General features: G+C 57.4%; 12 protein-coding genes. 7 read left to right on the top strand and 5 right to left on the bottom strand.

The genetic code is table 11. The features are described from left to right. Positions 1-497: 497 nt before the first annotated feature. Positions 498-1,952 carry a nucleoside permease gene (locus tag Fuma_RS10650; RefSeq protein WP_083731953.1) on the top strand — a complete coding sequence of 485 codons (1,455 nt, stop codon included), beginning with the start codon at positions 498-500 and terminating at the stop codon, positions 1,950-1,952. A 403-nt stretch (positions 1,953-2,355) separates the two neighbouring features. Next, positions 2,356-2,736 carry a response regulator gene (locus Fuma_RS10640; RefSeq protein WP_077024124.1) on the top strand — a complete coding sequence of 127 codons (381 nt, stop codon included), beginning with the start codon at positions 2,356-2,358 and terminating at the stop codon, positions 2,734-2,736. A gap of 65 nt (positions 2,737-2,801) precedes the next feature. Here the strand turns inward: Fuma_RS10640 and Fuma_RS10635 are convergent, their stop codons facing one another. Continuing rightward, positions 2,802-3,965 carry a S1C family serine protease gene (locus Fuma_RS10635; RefSeq protein ID WP_077024123.1) on the bottom strand — a complete coding sequence of 388 codons (1,164 nt, stop codon included), beginning with the start codon at positions 3,963-3,965 and terminating at the stop codon, positions 2,802-2,804. Positions 3,966-4,428: 463 nt separating this feature from the next. Here Fuma_RS10635 and Fuma_RS10630 point away from each other — a divergent pair, with 463 nt between their 5' ends. The 3 genes from Fuma_RS10630 (at position 4,429) to Fuma_RS10620 (ending at position 8,953) form a co-directional block, all read left to right on the top strand. Further along, the gene (locus Fuma_RS10630) at positions 4,429-6,516 is read left to right on the top strand and encodes a peptidylprolyl isomerase (protein ID WP_077024122.1); all 2,088 of its coding nucleotides are present in this window, start codon (positions 4,429-4,431) and stop codon (positions 6,514-6,516) included. Between the two features lie 426 nt (positions 6,517-6,942). Beyond that, on the top strand, positions 6,943-7,998 hold the full coding sequence (locus Fuma_RS10625) for a DUF1559 domain-containing protein (protein WP_083731952.1): 1,056 nt from the start codon (positions 6,943-6,945) through the stop codon (positions 7,996-7,998). Positions 7,999-8,365: 367 nt separating this feature from the next. Further along, positions 8,366-8,953, top strand: a complete 588-nt coding sequence (locus tag Fuma_RS10620; protein WP_077024121.1) for a carboxypeptidase-like regulatory domain-containing protein — start codon at positions 8,366-8,368, stop codon at positions 8,951-8,953. Between the two features lie 9 nt (positions 8,954-8,962). Here the strand turns inward: Fuma_RS10620 and Fuma_RS10615 are convergent, their stop codons facing one another. After that, positions 8,963-10,510, bottom strand: a complete 1,548-nt coding sequence (locus Fuma_RS10615; RefSeq protein ID WP_077024120.1) for a permuted SH3 domain-containing protein — start codon at positions 10,508-10,510, stop codon at positions 8,963-8,965. Positions 10,511-10,818: 308 nt separating this feature from the next. Here Fuma_RS10615 and Fuma_RS10610 point away from each other — a divergent pair, with 308 nt between their 5' ends. Continuing rightward, positions 10,819-14,430: a tetratricopeptide repeat protein gene (locus tag Fuma_RS10610; RefSeq protein ID WP_145944096.1), complete on the top strand. Its 3,612-nt coding sequence runs from the start codon at positions 10,819-10,821 to the stop codon at positions 14,428-14,430. A 212-nt stretch (positions 14,431-14,642) separates the two neighbouring features. Here the strand turns inward: Fuma_RS10610 and Fuma_RS10605 are convergent, their stop codons facing one another. Continuing rightward, a complete protein-coding gene (locus tag Fuma_RS10605; protein ID WP_077024118.1) occupies positions 14,643-15,347 on the bottom strand; it encodes a PTS sugar transporter subunit IIA in 705 nt (234 codons plus the stop codon). A 213-nt stretch (positions 15,348-15,560) separates the two neighbouring features. Continuing rightward, positions 15,561-16,493 (bottom strand): malate dehydrogenase, encoded by a 933-nt coding sequence (locus Fuma_RS10600; RefSeq protein ID WP_077024117.1) that lies wholly within the window; start codon positions 16,491-16,493, stop codon positions 15,561-15,563. Positions 16,494-16,549: 56 nt separating this feature from the next. Between Fuma_RS10600 and Fuma_RS10595 the strand changes: the two genes are divergently transcribed. Continuing rightward, positions 16,550-17,308 carry an SDR family oxidoreductase gene (locus tag Fuma_RS10595; RefSeq protein WP_077024116.1) on the top strand — a complete coding sequence of 253 codons (759 nt, stop codon included), beginning with the start codon at positions 16,550-16,552 and terminating at the stop codon, positions 17,306-17,308. Between the two features lie 102 nt (positions 17,309-17,410). On the opposite strand, the gene leuD is transcribed toward Fuma_RS10595, so the two are convergent. Continuing rightward, positions 17,411-18,007: a 3-isopropylmalate dehydratase small subunit gene (gene leuD, locus Fuma_RS10590; RefSeq protein WP_077024115.1), complete on the bottom strand. Its 597-nt coding sequence runs from the start codon at positions 18,005-18,007 to the stop codon at positions 17,411-17,413. Positions 18,008-18,009: the final 2 nt, after the last annotated feature.

The following is an 18,009-nucleotide window of genomic DNA, read 5'->3' as shown; positions in this document are numbered from 1 at the left end:
GGCTTCCTGTTTTCGTCGGAGGTTTTGCAGAAGAGTGATAGAATACGGTGAGGTCGCCGGTTTGTCACCGCCAGTGGATGGCATCGCCGCATCGCTTGCTTTGCGGGGCCTCGTGTCTATGCCATGGTGGGTGCCAGCGGCCCGATGGCACTTCGCCGCAGGCGACCGCTAACCTTGCCGCCTGGTTTAGGACTGCCAAACCAACGAACTCCGGTTAACGACGCGCCAGCCGTTCTGAGCGCACGGTTCGCCAATGGCGAAAATTCCGTCGGGCCGCCCAACCGACCTCCCGCGCCCCACGGAAGCAACGCCGGCGCACAAGCCATCCCACCGTCACCCGTCCATCACGCCTACCGCCCGCCGGTGCGTACCGGCCCGAAGTTTGCGAATTCGGGGTGCATTCGGGGGTGAGCGGTTCAACTGGGCGCGATCAGTCGATAGATTCTGCGGACTCACCAGTTTACACCTCAGCGATCGTCCTGCCGGAGAAACTTAGAATGACTGACGAAACGAATTCGCCAACTGCCGCACCGGCGGCAAGTTCCACGCCTGTGCCGGACGTTTCGGGTGGCGGCATTGTGACGCGACTGTCCATCATGATGTTTCTGCAGTTCTTTGCGTGGGGCACCTGGTTCGCCACACTGTCTGCAGCGATGGCTTCGGCACAGCTAGGCGATTTCATTGGCGGAGCGTACGCGAGTGCTCCGATTGCCGCGATTGTTGCACCTCTGTTTTTGGGTTTGATTGCAGACCGGCTGTTTCCGTCAGAAAAAGTCTTCGGTGTGTTAATGCTGGTCGGAGGCCTGATTTTGCTGGCCGTGCCCGGTGTCGCGGAAGGTGGTGCAGAGAACGGCGACTTGTTGGTATGGCTGATTCTGGGCCATTTGTTGTGTTACATGCCAACTTTGGGGCTTGGAAACACGATCGCGTTCACTCATATCCCAAGTCAGGAACACTTTCCGAAGATTCGAGTTTGGGGGACGATCGGCTGGATCGTCGCGGGGCTGACGGTTGGCATTCTGGGTTGGTCTGACAAGTTCGAAATCTTTTGGCTGGGGGCCGGAAGCTCGCTGTTACTTGGCGTGTTCTGCTTCATGTTGCCCAACACACCGCCCCCGTTAAAGGGCGAGCCAATGAACCTTCGATCGCTGTTTATGGTGGACGCGTTTAAGCTGCTGGGCGACTTTAACTTTCTGATCTTCGCTGTGTGCTCGACCTTAATCTGCGTGCCGTTGGCCTATTACTATGGCATGACGGGCTCGTACCTGACTCAGACCGGCTTCACTCAGGCCGCCGCCACGATGACCATCGGGCAGATGTCAGAAATCATTTTCATGCTGTTGATCCCGTTCTTCTTCCGCAAGCTCGGACTGAAGATCATGATCATGGTCGGCATGGCCTGCTGGGTCATCCGTTATGCATTGTTTGCATACGGAGCTCCCGACCAGGTGACGTGGATGCTGCTGCTGGCCGTTGCTTTGCACGGCATCTGCTATGACTTCTTCTTCGTCACCGGGTTCATGTATACCGACCAAAAGGCACCGAAAGCGATTCGCGGCCAGGCTCAGGGGCTGCTCGTGTTTTTGACTCAGGGAGTCGGCATGTTCTTCGGCTACAAGATCATGGCCGCCGGAAGTTGGCTGGGCATCGACCTTGGGTGGAAAATTGGTGAGTACGGTGAACAGGTCACGAAATCGCCGGAATACGTTGCTGCGTTAGCGGAAGCCCGCGGTGAGCAGGCTGACGTTGGATTCGTGGAATCATTGACCCAGATGTTTTCGCGCAGCCTGCCGGAAGGCCTTGACCAACAACTGCTGGCCGAAACGATGGCTCAGTGGAAGAACTTCTGGTTGTTTCCATCCATCATGGCGGGCATCATTCTTGTGATCTTCGCCATCACATTCTGGGACAAAGCCAAGCCGCCAGAAGACGGTACTGGTTCAGAATCGTAGCCGCGTTTACCGTTATCGAACGCGGGCGGCAGTGTGAGGTGTGACGGAATGCTTGAAGACGTCAAGCATTCTGACAGCCATTTGTTGGGCCCCTCACCTGCCACAGGCCCGCGTTCTGATTGTGCGTACACTGAACAACCGTACGGCACCAGCCGCGGATTTTTCGTTTTACCGGCGGCGATCGTCTTGCCGCCCACCTGTTACAGGACTCAGTCCTGTGCCCTGGCGATTGCTTATTGATGTGAGCCCGTGGCACACAAACCAGCTGATCGATTTCGTCGCGCTGATCGACAAACCTTACAACGGCGTTGCAGATTGCCTGTAAGGTTTTGCGACCGCGAGCTGTCGATGGCACAAGACATTATTCGCAATCTTCGTTTACCTTGCCGGACCTCAACTAGTTATGGCTGCCAGAACCGTCGTCAGCATCGGCCAGTGTCGTCCCGACACCGCCGCGATCACTCATTTTTTGAAGTCCAACTTCGATGTCGAAGTGGTCTCCACCGATCTTCCGGAAGACTCGCTTGCCGCGATTCGTTCGATGGATGTGCATCTGGTTTTGATCAACCGAAAGCTGGACGCGGATTACTCCGACGGCCTTGAGATTCTGAAGACGCTGAAGGAAGATTCAGAACTTGCCGACATACCGGTGATGCTGGTGTCCAACTTTTCAGACTGGCAGCAAATTGCTGTCGACGCTGGAGCAACGTATGGGTTTGGCAAGGCCGAACTGCAGTCACCGGACACCATTGAACGTGTCCGCGGCGTTTTGGGGCTGGCGTAAACGAAAATAAGGCTGGCTTCGAAATCGAAGCCAGCCTCGTCGGAGATCCTGTTTGACCCGTCGTGTTACCGCGTCAGGACACCTCCGCTCTGTTCCTCCGCCGCTCGATACGTTTCGCGATCCGTTAATTTCAGTTCCAGCATTTGCCGACGGCCGCCGCGGTAGACTTCGATCTGCACCGGGCGATCGATGATGGCAAGGCTGACCAGATTGATTAAGTGGTTTTCATCCGCCACTGGCACACCGTTGAATGTCACAATCACGTCGTCCGGTCGAACTCCGGCGACAGCCGCTGGCGTTGGGGTGCGATTGCGATAGACCTTGGTAACGCGAGCCCCATAGGCTCGTTCCAGTCCAAGTTTGCGAGCCGCCGCGTTGTCGAAGTCGTTGTCCAGCTCGACGCCCAGATAAGCTCGACGCACACGGCCGTAGCCGATCAGTTGTTCGAACACGTGACTGGCAAGGTTGCTGGGAATGCTGAAGCCAATGCCTTCGTTGCCGCCGCTGTTCGAAGCAATCGCGGTATTAATTCCGACGACGTTGCCGTGCAGGTCAATCAGTGGTCCGCCGCTGTTGCCGGGATTGATGGCGGCATCGGTCTGAATGAAATCCTGATTCGTAACAGTACGTTCTTCAGTCAGCGTGAGATCGCGGCGGCCTTTGGCACTGACGATGCCCATTGTCACGGACTGGCTTAAACCGAACGGGCTTCCGACCGCTAGCACGAAGTTGCCAATGCCCACCTGATCGCTATCGCCCCATGTTCCCGTGGTTCCGCCCTGATCGTTGATTTGCAGGACGGCGATATCTGTTTCTTCGTCGCGGTAAACTCGAATGGGATTAATCAATCGACCGTCGAAAGTCTTCAAATCGATGGCTGATAATTCAGCTCCACGAATAACGTGATTGTTTGTGACGACAAACAGCCCTTTGACTCGCTTGCTTCGCATCAGCACGCCCGAGCCCGTTTCTTCAACGCGACGGCCGTCGGTTTCGCGGCGAGTGGCCTGAATATGGACAGCGGCCGGCATCACTCGGCCAGCCACCGTAGAAATATGTTGCCCGCCCAGCAACAGTGGCTCCGCGCTGCCGATCATGGCTGCTGCGGGTCGCGACGGGACGGCGTTTGCATGGCTCGCCAGTCGCACGTCGGTAAGGTGTCCTCCGGCGGCAAGCCCGAGACTTAACATGAACGTCGAAAGTAGGAATGTGTTTGCTCGTCGCGCCATCAACGTACTCTCCGTGGAAAGTTGTCATCCTGAGGCGCGGCTCCGTCCGCAGTTAGAAAGGGTTCTCGCCGCCGATGAAATTCAGCGGCGAGATTTGTTCTCGCATCCGTTTGAGAAAAATAGACAGGTATCACGAACGCTGATGAACAGCGGTTGTTGTCTGAGTGATTTCATCGAACGTCGAGCACAATTCAGGCAAGCGGAATCCGGCAGAATGTGCCACGGGAGCGTTGCGACGTCGCTGACTGCCGAAATAGCCCGCACTTTCGGATTGTCTGCGGTGAAAACGTAGCGGTTGTGCGGCTCAGGCTGGCGCGAGGCGGCGACGGTGATTAAAATCTCACGACCGCTTTCGTGACCCGGCTCAACGCGGCAGGCTCAGCACGCAGTCCGGCTCGGTGAGTCGGGCCACAAGTTGGTTGTGAAACAGACAGCAGGCAGGCAAATACACAACGGAGTAGATATGTCTATTTGGAATCGACTTTTCCGGACAAACGCTCTTCAGCACGGGCGCGCTAAACATCGCCGTCGGCGGCATTCACGCAGCAGCAATGGGCTTGTCGCTGCTGAGATCGGGATGCTGGAACCGCGATTACTGCTGGCGGCCACCGTGATTTCGGAATTGCCGGACGTGTCGATGCTCTCTCCGTTTCGCGACCAGTACGTGCCCCTTGGCGAGCACTTCGATGATACGGCCATCACCGGGCACACCGTCGAAGTGGCAACAGCGCTGGGGAACTTCGTGATCGAAACCTTCGACACGATCACGCCCACGACGGCTCAGAACTTCATCGATCTGACGGCGGCAGGCAACTACGACGATATGTTCTTCCATCGATCGGTGCCCGGGTTCGTGCTACAGGGCGGTGGCTTTGCGTATCCTGAAGCGGCGAGCCAACTAGCCAGTGTGGTCAACAATGGCACCATCATCAACGAATTCGACAACTGGTTCGATCCGAACCTTGGCGGACTGGAAGCTGGCACACCGCTGAATGTGCGCGGCACTGTAGCGATGGCTCGAGTTGGTGGTCAGGAACACAGCGCGACGTCGCAATGGTTTGTGAACGTGGACGATAATGCCAGCGATCTCGACGGCGTGGACGGCGGCTTCACCGTTTTTGGCCGAGTCCTCTATGACGGTATGACTGCGGTCGACGCCATCGTCGATGCAGATATCGTAAATGCCGGCGGTGTCTTTGCGACTCTGCCAGTGATCGACTACACGTCCGGGCAAATATTGCGGGACAACCTGGTATTCGCCGAAACGTCTATCGTTCCGGAACTGAACTTCGAAGTCACGGCCAACACTGGCGCAGAAATTGTGAATGCCACGATTGTCGACGGGCAGTTGCGGCTCGCTGGCACGCCTGGCGTCTCGGGAACCGCAACCATCACCGTCACTGCGACCGACTTAAACGGCACCAGCGTGTCATCGACCATCGACGTTGTTGTGCCGCTATCGTCGGCGGTTGTGCAGCCAGGTCCAGGCGGCAATGTCACTCAACCAACAATCGAATGGCTGGTTGACTCCAACGCGACCACGTACGAATTGTGGGTCAATCAGGTCGACGGCACGAATCGAATCATTCACCAAACCGGACTGACGGGTAATTCATTCACACCTTCAGAAGACCTTCCCATCGGCACGTATCACGCATGGGTGCGGCCGGTCAACGACGACGGCGCCGGGGTGTGGAGTGACCTGCATTCGTTTCGAGTGGGCCTGTCGGAAGTCACCATCACCAGTCCCGACGGTGGGTTCGTCAACACTCCGCGCCCAGTGATCGAATGGACAGCGGCGGCCACAGCAACGGAATACGATTTGTGGGTCAACCACGTTGGCGTGCAGAATCAGGTCATTCGCGAAACATCACTGAGCGGCACGACGTTTACGCCATCGTCGGACTTGGAAGATGGTGTTTATCGAGTTTGGGTGAAGGCAAAAAACAGTGCGGAAGAAAGTAATTGGAGTCTTGGTGTAACCTTTGAAGTGTCGACCGCCGTAGTTCCGCAATTCACAGGGCCGAACCAACCGGCAACGACCGCGCGACCGACACTGACATGGGCTGGTGGCGATGACGATACGTACGAATTGTGGGTCAACCAGATTGGTGGAACGGTTCGCGTCATTCACGATGAAGGAGTTACCGGCAATTCTTACTTCCCAACGACGGATCTGGCTAACGGCAATTACCGAGCGTGGGTGCGGCATCGTCCGGCCGCCAGTGACGGTGGGCCCTGGAGTGCCGCGTTCGAATTCACTGTGGCGACCGCTCCGTCCACAATTCAGATCACGGATGTCACCGGAACAGATTCGTTGCGCCCCACGCTTTCATGGCCCGCGGCCAACCTTGGTGTGCGGTACGAGCTATGGGTGAACGACATCGACAACGGTGTGGCACGAGTGATTTGGCTGACGGATCTGACGGAATTGGAGTTCACCGCAACTGAAGATCTGACGACCGGAAGTTACCGCGCGTGGATCCGAGCCTTCAGTGCTGGCAACATCGCGGGCGAATGGAGTGCCGCGTATGAATTCACACTTGCCTGATACGCTGCCCTGCAGACATCCGGGGGAACGCCGTCTTTGCAACCCTGACAGCACGCCAGCAGCGAGCCGACATGTGCTAGGCCCCCTCCCGGACGTTGCTTCGCTCTGTCCGACCTCCCCCGACGCTGCGCTGGGGGAGGTGCAAAGTCACAGCCACGCGCATGGCGCTGTTGAAACTCAAAGCCGCACGATCTTCAACCACTCGCGGCAGCCGCGTTTTCATCGGCAGCTGTATCAGTGCCGCACTCAACCGGCCCACGCCGCACAGTTTGCCGCGCTAACGTGCGCCGGACGATTGACAAGGGCGCGGGCGCGAATCGAGTCGTTCTGCGGAAGTGCGGCCGACCTTTCAAGCAGCAACATGCATAGTAACCCGTAGTCGCTTTACGCGGTTCGTTCCCACTTGCTGCCATTCGGGCCCTCACTATGCCACTTCTGTTCCAACGTCTCCCGATTTTCAACGCCAGCCGCAACCAGCGGCGTCTTATCAACAAACGGAGCTCAGGCTTCACGCTGATTGAGCTTCTGGTCGTCATCGCCATCATTGCGATCCTGTTGGCTTTGATGCTGCCCGCCGTCCAAAACGCTCGCGAAGCCGCTCGGCGAACTCAATGCCGCAACAACCTGAAACAAATCGGCCTGGCTCTGGCCAATTATCACGACGTCAGCAACATGCTGCCGCCCGCGATGATTAACCCTGGTCGCCTTGACAGTTTTCCGTTTTACAGCGGGGGTAACCGAGTTCTCAACACCACCGGCTGGACGCTGCTGCTGCCGTATGTTGATCAGGCCAATGTCTACAACAACTATGACTTCAACCAGTGTTCGTCCACGTCTGCCTGGGGCGGAATGCCGGTTGCCGGCAGTGATGTCGCCAATGCCGACGTTGTGAAAACGGCGATCCCACTTCTGGAATGCCCCAGCGACGAGAGCGCGGGCCTTGTTGAAACATTTCTGCCCGGCTCGACTCATATCTACAGCAAGCAGAACGCTCGACGCACAAGCTACCTGTTCGCGAGTGGCGGTTTCACCGATTGGGATCTGCCATGGTGGGACACTCAATCAGATATCCGTCGCGGGATGTTCGGCAACAACGCGTCTGCACGAATGCGAGACCTGCGCGACGGTGCGTCGAATTCGATCGCCGTTGGCGAAGCACACGGTGGCGAACGGCTAAAGGTGAGTCCTCATTTCGGACCATGGGGCCTGACGGGAACTCATACCTGTTGTCACGGTCGCGTAGTCAGCGACAGCGATTCGTCGGTTGATCCTGTCCACTTCACGGATTCGCGATGGGGCATCAACGCGGCCTGGGACGAATCCGGCCGCAGCTACGCCTGGGTCTTCAACAGCAGTCATCCCGGCGGAAGCCACTTCCTGCTCGGCGACGGATCGGTCCGCTTCCTAAGCGACACCACCGATTACTGGCTGTTCTGCCTGCTGAACTACATCCAGGACGGCCAACCCGTCGGCCAATTCTAAGGCGGGGCCGAGACGCCTCGGCGGGCGGTTGGCGTGGCGGGCGCGTGACGGTGTGATGGCTGAAGCGCCGGCGGTGTGTCGGTACGCCTCGGCGGGCGGTTGGCGTGGTTGGCGGGTGACGGGACGATGGCTGAAGCGCCGGCGTTCCTCCCGTTGGTCGGTCGGTATGCACCGACGGGCGATTGGCGTGGCGGGCGGGTGACGAGGCGTTGGCTGAGGCGCCGGCGGTGATTCTGTTGGTCACTCGGTGGTATCGCAGGGAGGAACGGTTCCGCATGGGGGCGTTCATTTCAGCGTCGCGCGGCCACAGCGATTTCTGCAGCGATGTGTTTTATTGGCACTTCAAAATTAATCGGGGAAATTCCGAATGAATAAGAATCACTTCACACGCATCGTCCTTGCGTTGTCCGTTCTGGTACTTGCCGGTATCACGGTGCGAGGAATGTTGGGGGCGAAAAAATCGCAATCAGTCGCTGTCAGCGGTATGCTGTTCTTTAATGAAGAACCGCTGGCCGGGGCCGACGTGTTTCTTGTCCCGATCGATCCCGCAGCAGGTTCCACGTCGCACTTTGGACGTTCTGATGACATCGGCCAGTTTAAAGTGATTGGCGGTGCGCCGCCGGGCGAGTACCGTGTGGTCGTGCGACGGATCTCGGCCGAATTGCCCGTTGATCTGCCAGCGGAATACGGCCTGGTAGACATTGATGCCGGGCAATTGGCCGCCATGACTGCGGCCAGGCCAAGCCATGCAAGCCGCGCGACGAAACGCCAGAAGACGTCTTCAAGCGGTACTGATCTGGACGCCGGACATCGCCAGTTGCCGGCAATCTATAGTTCCGCCGAATCCACGATACTGAAGCTGCAAATACCAGCGGAGGGCATCGACAATGCCCTCTTCTTCCTCAGCACAGAAGCTCACCTGCAGCTGGCTCAAAACCCCGGCCAGCGTCAGTAGTGAACCGTTCTACTGCGTCACGCCAAGGTCGCGGGCGAGTTCTTCGTGCAGTGCCTGTTCGTGAGCGGGCAGCATTGCTGTGACAAGTTGCTCGCCGGATTTCAGACCATCGACAACCAGAACCGATTCCGCATTCGCGTCTCCCAGTTCCACTTTACGCGACTTCAGCTCACGACCGTCGTACACAAACACAAAGTTGTGCCCGGCGACCCCAGTCACGGCATCGCGAGGGATCTGAATCGTGTCGGGAGTTTCCTGAAGCGTAAACTGAGCTGTTACGTTGGCCTTTGGTGTCAGCAGGTGACGCTGGTCGTCGGTGGGGAACAGTTCAACATCAATCCAGTAATCTTTCACGTTAGGCGTGTAGCGGCTGCGAGGTCGCGGGTAGCGAGCGATGTTCAGGATTCTTCCAGCAACAACCTCGTCTTCATATCCGGGCACCGTCACAGCGACAGGCATGCCATTGTGAACCTGATAGATCAAAGATTCATCCAGCGGCACACTGACTTTCAGCCGCGACGGATCGGGGATTTCAAAAATTTTCTGTAGCTTGCGAACTCGCTTACCTTCTTCGATTTGAGTGATGCCGCGGCTGCGTAGGTGCCATGAATTACCGTAAACAACCTGTCCGTCACGAGGAGCTCGGATCGTACATGCCTCAATACTGTCGACGGCTCGCCGATAGTATTTTTCGTAGATCCGCACGGTGCGTTCGTAGGAAAGTCGAGTCAACCGGCGGTTGGTCAGAGCCAGTCCGTTTGCAATCTTTGTGCGTGCGAGGTTGCGTTCAGCATTGCTCGCAGAATGTTCCAACTGCAACATGCTGCGAGGATGCTGGTAACCGGTCAGCAGGTGTAGCCGTGAAGCCAGTGAATCGTAGCTTTGCTGCGACTTCATCAATTGAAGAGATTCTTTGTCTAACGCGCTGCGGGGACTCATGCCCATGGCCCACATGCGTTCGGAATGCTGAACCTGTTCTCGCTGTGATTGAGTCTGCTCAGCCAGCAATGAAAGATTTCGCTCAAGCTCCTCAATATCCTGAGGGTGAGTTCCGTCCTGATACTCCGTCAGGTTGTGGACAGCAGTGTCGAACCGATACTTTGCGGCGTCCAGCTTTCTTTCGTTGTCGGACGTTTGCAGTTGTTCGTCCTGCACGGCGGTATCAAGCCGACCGCGATACTTGATCAGAATGATTTCGCGCGTTCGAGCGTAGTCTTCAATGTCGGCCGAATCCAATACACAAACGACGTCGCCTTTTTGAACCCACGTTCCTTCCGGCACAATACTCAGGATGGTCGTCGTCCAGTAGCACTCTGAATGCACAGCCGCGGCTTCGAGCGGTTCGATGATGCCTGGCTTTTCCACCTGCATCTTAAACGTTGACGGCTCGATCAACTTCAGCCCTAATTCGACGGGGCTTGAGGCCGTGTCGGCCGCTCCGGTCATCGTCACCAACGCAACGCTCAATACCCCCGCCGTTAAAATCCACGGAACGGGTCGAGCAAAACGGAAGGTCTTCAGGCGCGCTGACGCCTTTTGTGGCGTGAGGTGTGTCATGGCTGTATGCTTCGGCCAGGGGAGGATGGGCGGCCGAATTCCTGAGGCGGGAGGTTTGTGGTGGGCGGCGACTCAAAGTCGTCGTTTCAGTACTTTACCGGTTTTTCGACAGATTTCCACGAATCTGATTCCGTAAAATGCTTGTCATCGCAGGCTTTTCCGGATTCGTCTCGATTTTGCCAATAAGGGTGGCAAATCCTGCGTCGTTTCGTCCAGGGTTTTCGACGTTTTACCAACATCCCGCCCCCGCGACTCGTAAGCCCCAGATAGCCACACGAACTGCAGACGTCATTCAGAAAGTACGATTAGTGCCGGAACCAGACGAAGAGAACAAAGACGCATCGGCCGAGGCAGAAAACCAGGCTGGCAACGACACGCCTGAGACAGACGCGGACGCTACGAAGACGCCTGACGCATCCACCGACACGCCAGAGCCGACTTCCGATTCTGCAGATGTTGGCGACGAGTTGCCGGAGGAAGAAGAACTGACGCCGGAACTGGTGGAAGAAGAAGCCATCCGAGGCGACTTTATGCTCCGCTGGGCGTCGATCTTTCTGGCGCTCCTGTTTGGCTTCAGCCAGATTTCCGACACTCGGACTCTGATTCACGTACGATCTGGCGACGAAATGCGGGCCAACGGGTTTCTGCCGTCTGGCAAAGACACGCTGTCTTACGCCATCGCCGATGAACCTTCCGCAAATATCAGCTGGCTGTTCGACCACGTCGTCAGCGCGGTTTACCAGGCCGGCGGCGAAACCGGTTTGACGCTATTCAAGGCCTTTGTCGCAGGACTTGTGGCCTACATGCTGTCGCTGATTTCTGTCACGGGAATGCCAACGTGGTGGAGTTCCATTTGTTGTGTTCTGGCGATCGGCGCGATGTCGATTGACTTTCTGCCCGTGACGGATCTCGCCACGCTAGTTGGAATGGTGATCGTGCTGCTGATCCTGCACCGATACACGCAGGGCCAAACCTCGGGACTCATCTGGAAGCTGCCTCTGACAATCGCCGTGTGGGCGAATTTCGACCCGCATGCGTATCTTGGTGTGCTCACCGTTGGGCTGTTTGCTTTGGGAGTCCAGCTGCAGCGATCACGATCCGCCAACCAGAGCGATGGGCCTGCGATCGACGCATCTTCGGTTTGGAAGGCCGCCGTGGTGTCGCTGTTCGCTATGTTAATCAATCCCGCGCCAGTGGCCAGTGTGCTGTCGGCCGCGACGACTTACGGCGTGGAATATCCCGGCATGGCTCAAATGAGACCGCTTAGCAGTTCTGATCTGCTGCTTGACGGTCGCACCGAATATTATTCGATGTGGGTGGCTGACGTCTGGCGTGGTTTCGAATTCGGCTACGTGTCCGGCGTATCAATTATTGTGATCGCCGTGATCGTGCTGCTGATTGGTCGCGATAGGCGCGATCTTCCGTGGGCGACAACACTGTTGGGGATGGCGTTACTGGCCGTATTGGCGCTGCACGAATTGCCTGTGGCTGCACTAGTGGCTGCCGTCGCAGCCGGCACCGCCGGGCAGCGGTGGTATGGGCGTTCGTTCCGCCAGGAATACTCGATTGATACGTCTGAAGTCCTGTTTTCGCGAGGCGGGCGAGCCGTAACGGTTCTTTCGTTCGCGGCGCTCGGGTTCTACGCGGTCGCCGATCAGTTGCCGACTCGGTCACCCATTGGCATGGGCTTCGAAGCGGATCTCAAGACGACCATGGATTCGCTGGAAACTGAACTGGCGGAACTGCCGGACGATGTGCAGGTGTTGCACACGCGGATGAGTCAGGGTGATTTGCTGATTTGGCATGGTTTGCAGAGTTTCGTGGACAGTCGAGTGCGGCCGTTCGGACGGTACGAAAATCCGCAGTCAGCCATCCACCGGTTTGACGTGCTGCGCTGGAGTATTCTGGGCGCGCCCGAACAGCCCGCTGCTGCTGCCGGGTCCCCGGCCGGGGCAGGGGACCCGGCGGCAGATTCAGAGGCTGCAGTCGCGGACGGATCGGCAGCGACGGAAGAAGCCGCAGAAGATTCCAATTCCAGCGGACGGCTTTACGATCCGGAATGGAAGAAGACGTTGGCCGATCTGGGTGTGGGCTATGCGATGATTCGTCTCTCTCCCCCAGGCAAACCAGCCTACACGATGGCTCAACGTCTGTTTCAATCGCCCGATTGGGTGATGACGAACCGTGGGCCCTCGGCTATGTTTTTCGCGCCGGTCCGGAATCCGGCGAAGCCGCCTTCATCGGTTGATATCGTCAAGACAGCCTTCCGAACGGCGGAAGCCGACGACGTGAAGCAGGTCGAATTCGCTCGCGAACCAGACTTCTATCGCACATGGCTGTACGCCAGCCGGCCAACCATGAATGCCCCACTGCGAGAAGCTCAGCACTATCTGGCCCTCGACAGCAGCACGCCACCGCAGGTGATTTCTCAGATCGCTGCGGCCGCAGGCACGGAAGAGAACAATAGTCAGTACATTTCGTTGCTGGGCGCCACACTCGCCGGACCGATTATGGCGGTCCGCAACGCGAACAAGGCCATCAATCTGGACCCTCAAAATGCGAAAGCTCACCGACTGTTGGGCCAAGCCTACGTTCGCCTCAACAGCGCGGAAAGCGCGATTGCGGGTGTGTTTGGTGGAGCGAATCTGGACAACATTCGCTACCTGCAGGCCGTAGGCGCGTTTCGTCAGGCCGTTACGATCGACCCGACTGTCCCCGAAACATGGGAAGCGCTTGCCGGTTTGTACCAGCAACATGGCCGCACCGGGCTGGCTGCTGATTGCCTGGAAAAGTACCTGACGATTATCGAAGAACGAGCGACATTTGATGCAGCCATGGAAGCCGAGTTGCGTCGCTTGTATGAGCTTTTGCGAACGTGGAACGATCGCCGCACTGATGCTCAAGAACAGGTTGATGAGTTCCTGGCACAGTCAATGCCCGAGGATCCGCAGCAGCACGCTCAACAGAAAATGATGCTGGTGCAGCAGCTGGTCGCTCAAGGTCATGCCGGCATCGCGCTGAAAGTGTTGCAGGACAACGTCGATCTGTTACGGCCTCAGTTTCCTGAATCGGAGGTCCTTCGCGGCCAGTTACTGATGGAATCAGGCGAACTTCAGGCAGGTTCTGACGCACTTAACCAATTGGCCGCCGCTATCCGCGAACAGCCACAGAATCCGGCCTTTGCCAGAGTCACATGGCACAAGCCTGTTGCCATTGCCGCTTTGTTGGAAGCCGATTACATCAACGCGGCCGAAACGTGGGGCGAACAGTTGAAGCTGTTTGCTGACGTTAAACGAAGTCCGGAATTACGCAAGGCTCTGATGCGGTCGCTGCCTTTGGTGCCTGATGTTGAAGCTCAATTGGGCATGCAAGTGCCGGTCTGGCCCGTTCTGCATCTTCAGGATTGCAACGTGCCTGTGGCTGGAATCGCTTCCGGGGAATTCGAACCGGCGTTTCTGAGAGCGATCACCAATATCGAAACGGGCGGCGTCGCCAATGCGAAGTTCATTCTGGAAGGCCTGATTACCGACGGAGGTGCAAACCCGCTTCGACCTCTGGCAGAAGTGTATCTGCAACAACTGTCCGACACGGCGTCCGACCTGATCGCCGAAGCCGACTTTTCGCCATGGGAAGATATGGAGTTCCCCGAAGCGACGGATGAGGAATCAACCACGGACGATGCGAAGCCGGATGAAGCGAATACAGATGAAGCAGCCGCTAAGGAAGTGAAGTCCAACGATGCAACCGATGAAGCGGCCCATGATTCTGAAAAGGTCGAAGCGACAGACACGAAGAAGCCGGAAGCGAATAAGCCGCCAGCAGACGATGCAAAAGCATCACAAGACGAGCCCGAATCCGCTGAGGAAAAAGCGGAGTCAAAGGAAGACGCAGCGAAAGAGGATGCTAAAAAAGAAGAGTAAAACGCTGCTGAGAACGGCTGCTGCGTCAGTCACGAATTGATGGTTTGTGTGCCAGCTTTGCTTTGCCGTGGAAAGCACTGGCCCACACCAACAAGCAGGGCGCTACCTCTTATTTCGCACCGGCAAACAGCATCCCCAACGCCGGCGCTTCCGCCCACACACCGCTCACCTGCCCGCCACGCCAATCGCCCGCCGGTGCGTACCGGCCCGGCCTATTCGCCGAGGTTTGCGTCGGCGGCGGTGATGACGTCGTAGGAGTCTGCACTTGTTTCGGCGTGCCGGAGATCTTCAAGGAATCCGTCCACCTGAAAAAGGCGGCCCAGTCGGGCGAGTGCTTTTAGGTGAGTGTTGGGGTCGCGGGCCAGCACGAGGAAAAACAGATCGGTGAGCTGCCGGTTGGGTCCGCCGAAGGGGATTCCGGACACTGTTCGACCGAAAGCGATCAGTGATTCCCCCAAAGCTTCCGGCATGCGGTTTTGGGGGTGAGGAATCGCGACACCACCATTAAAGCCGGTGGAGGCGAAGTCTTCACGCTGACGTACCGCTTGAAAAACGGCCGAAGAATCGAAGACCTGCCACGTTCGTCCGGCCACTTCGACCAGCTTTTTCAAAACAGACGGCTTGGTTCCGGCGTCGAGCGGCACTTCGATCAGGTCGGGGTGCAGCAGGCTGCTGATAACGGACTGAGTGCTGACTTCCGTCGATTTTTGCGACCGTTCCAGCACGGCAAGGTCGGATTCGTTAAACGAAGCCATCTCCCGTTCCAGCCAGTCAGTGATCTCGGTCTTGTTAAACCGCCATTCACCACTCACGCGGCGACCAGGAATGTGTCCACGGCTGACCTGTTTTTCAACAGACCGCTTTTCGCGACCAAGCTGGAGGGTGAGTTCTTCGATGGTGTAATAGTTTTTGGACATGATTCATTCCTCCTGACGGAGGGAATAGTGAAGGCAGGTTCGTTGGGCGCTTTTCTTAAGCAGCGGGCTTTGCGGCCTGTGGGTGCATGAACTCGGCGGAACATGCACGCTGCGAAAGACAGCTCTCGGCGCGGTCGGTTTTCAATATCTGGCCCGAAAACGACCGCCCGTTGTTAAGGTGGGAAAGCCCACTATATCCTTCATTATCGAGCTTTAACGCAGAGAATCGTTAAGAATTGGCGAAATCTGCTGATTATTCTGCCGAACCTGGTCGGCTGAAGCTCGAAATGCGGCCACTTCGTCCGGCGTCAGCTTCGGGCGTAGCCGGCGAGTGATTCCTGCTCGGCCAATCACGACGGGGATCGAAAGGCACACGTCATCGATGCCGCAGTACCCGTTTAGCAGCACTGACAGAGGCATGGTGTGTCGCTGGTCGTGTTGAATGGCTTCGATCACTAGAGCAGTCGCTTTGGCCACAGCAAAGTTGGTGTACCCCTTTAACCGAAACACCTCGATCCCGCTGTCAGTGGTGTTGCGAGCGAACTCGCGGGCTCGTTCGAACGACTGGTCGATCGGTTCGCCGCCCACCCAGGCCAGGCTGATGGCCGCGACCTGCGATTGACCGTGTTCGCCCAGAATATACGCCCGGATATCGTCCGGATGGATTCCCAGTTCTTCGGACATCATGGCTCGAAATCGAGCGCTATCCACCAACGTGCCCACACCGCAGACTCGATCCACAGGAAGATCGGTGACCTGCAACGCAGCCCACGTCATCACATCCACTGGATTGGTCACGATCAGAAAAACGGCGTCGGGACTGGCTTCTGCCAGAGCGGGCAACCATTCTCGAACCAGTACTGCGTTTCCTGCCGCCAGCGCTCGGCGGTCGGGATGAGCCGGGTCCATCGGCACGGAGATGGTGAACACGACGACATCCGACTTCGCTGAGTCCGAAATTTCGCCGCTGCTGACTCGGATCGGCTGCCGTACCAATGAGGCTGTGTGTTGCAGATCCAAGGCGTGGCCGGCTGCCTTCTGCCGATCGCGATTGATCAAAACCAGCTGGTCGGCCAGACCTTCCAGCACAGTGACATACGCCAACGTTGCTCCCACATGGCCGGTGCCGACGATCGTGACTTTCATGGTCGTTCTGCTATGTTGCTGTTTGAAAGACCCAATTCTATCAGGTGAATGGACAGATGAGTAATCCACAGAAAGTTGCGATCGTTACCGGAGCGGGTTCCGGCATCGGGCGAGCCGTCGCGCTCACATTGCTGAACAACGACTTCAAAGTCGCGCTGGCGGGCCGTCGCGCTGACGCTTTGGAAGACACGATTTCTCTCGCCGGCGAACATGCCGCCAATGCATTGGCAGTCGCGACGGACGTGACGGACCGTGATTCGGTCAACACACTCTTCGATCAAACGAAGAACACTTTCGGCAGTGTCGACGTCGTCTTCAATAACGCAGGAATCAGCGCTCCGGGTGACATGCTTGAAGACATCTCGTTTGAGGATTGGAAACGCGTTGTCGACGTGAATCTGACCGGCGTGTTTCTGTGCACTCAGGCGGCTTTTCGCGTCATGAAACAGCAGGAACCGATGGGCGGCCGCATCATCAACAACGGCTCGATTTCCGCGACTGCACCTCGCCCGAATTCCGCTCCCTACACCGCCACCAAGCATGCGGTGACGGGCCTGACGAAGTCTGCGTCACTGGACGGTCGAAAGTACAACATCGCCTGCGGCCAGATCGACATCGGCAACGCCAGCACGGATATGACGTCCAAAATGAGTGCCGGGGTGCCTCAGGCAGACGGTTCCACCGCCACCGAACCCACTATCGACGTTCAGCACATCGCGGACGCCGTCCTATATATGGCCGGACTGCCGCTGGACGCGAATGTGCAATTCATGACCGTGATGGCGACGAAGATGCCACTCGTTGGGCGAGGGTGAAGAGCAAGTGGGGAATTGGGGAATTGGGGAATTCGCAGTCCGGTCGCGAGCGACCGTTTTACCTTCCCTAATTCTCCATTCCCCAATTCCCCATTTAGTACGCTACGCGGTAAACCCATTCAAATATGGCACGCCCGCCGCATGCTTAGTCACTTGATCCTGAGCACTCAGCAACTGGCCGAGGTAGTCCCATTCGCCAGTGACAAGCGCGTCGCGAGCACTGTCGGGCATGGTGACACTGACCGTCACATCGCCGGCGGTTACGGTGAGGTCTTCCAGGTTGACGGTCAGCTGCAGCGTTGGATCGGCTTCAATCGCGGCCGCCAGTTTGTTCAGGTCTTCGCGACTTGCCACGACGGCGGCGATGCCCAGCGAGCTACAGTTTCCGAAGAAGATTTCTGCAAACGATTCCGCGACGACCGCGTTGATTCCCCAACGCATCAACGACTGCGGCGCGTGTTCGCGTGACGAACCACAACCGAAGTTTCGGCCTGCCACCAGCACACTGGCGCCAGCGTATTTTGGGTTGTTGAAAGGATGGTTGGGATCCTGCTGACGATCGTCCTCAAACGCGTGTTCGCCCAGGCCGTCGAAGGTGACGCAGCGTAGGTAGCGAGCGGGAATGATGCGGTCGGTATCGATGTCGTCCAGCATTAACGCGATGCCGGTTCCGGTGACGGTTTTGATTTCTGTAGACATGT

The organism is Fuerstiella marisgermanici (assembly GCF_001983935.1).
GTDB lineage: Bacteria > Planctomycetota > Planctomycetia > Planctomycetales > Planctomycetaceae > Fuerstiella > Fuerstiella marisgermanici.
This window is presented reverse-complemented; position numbering and strand designations above follow the sequence as displayed.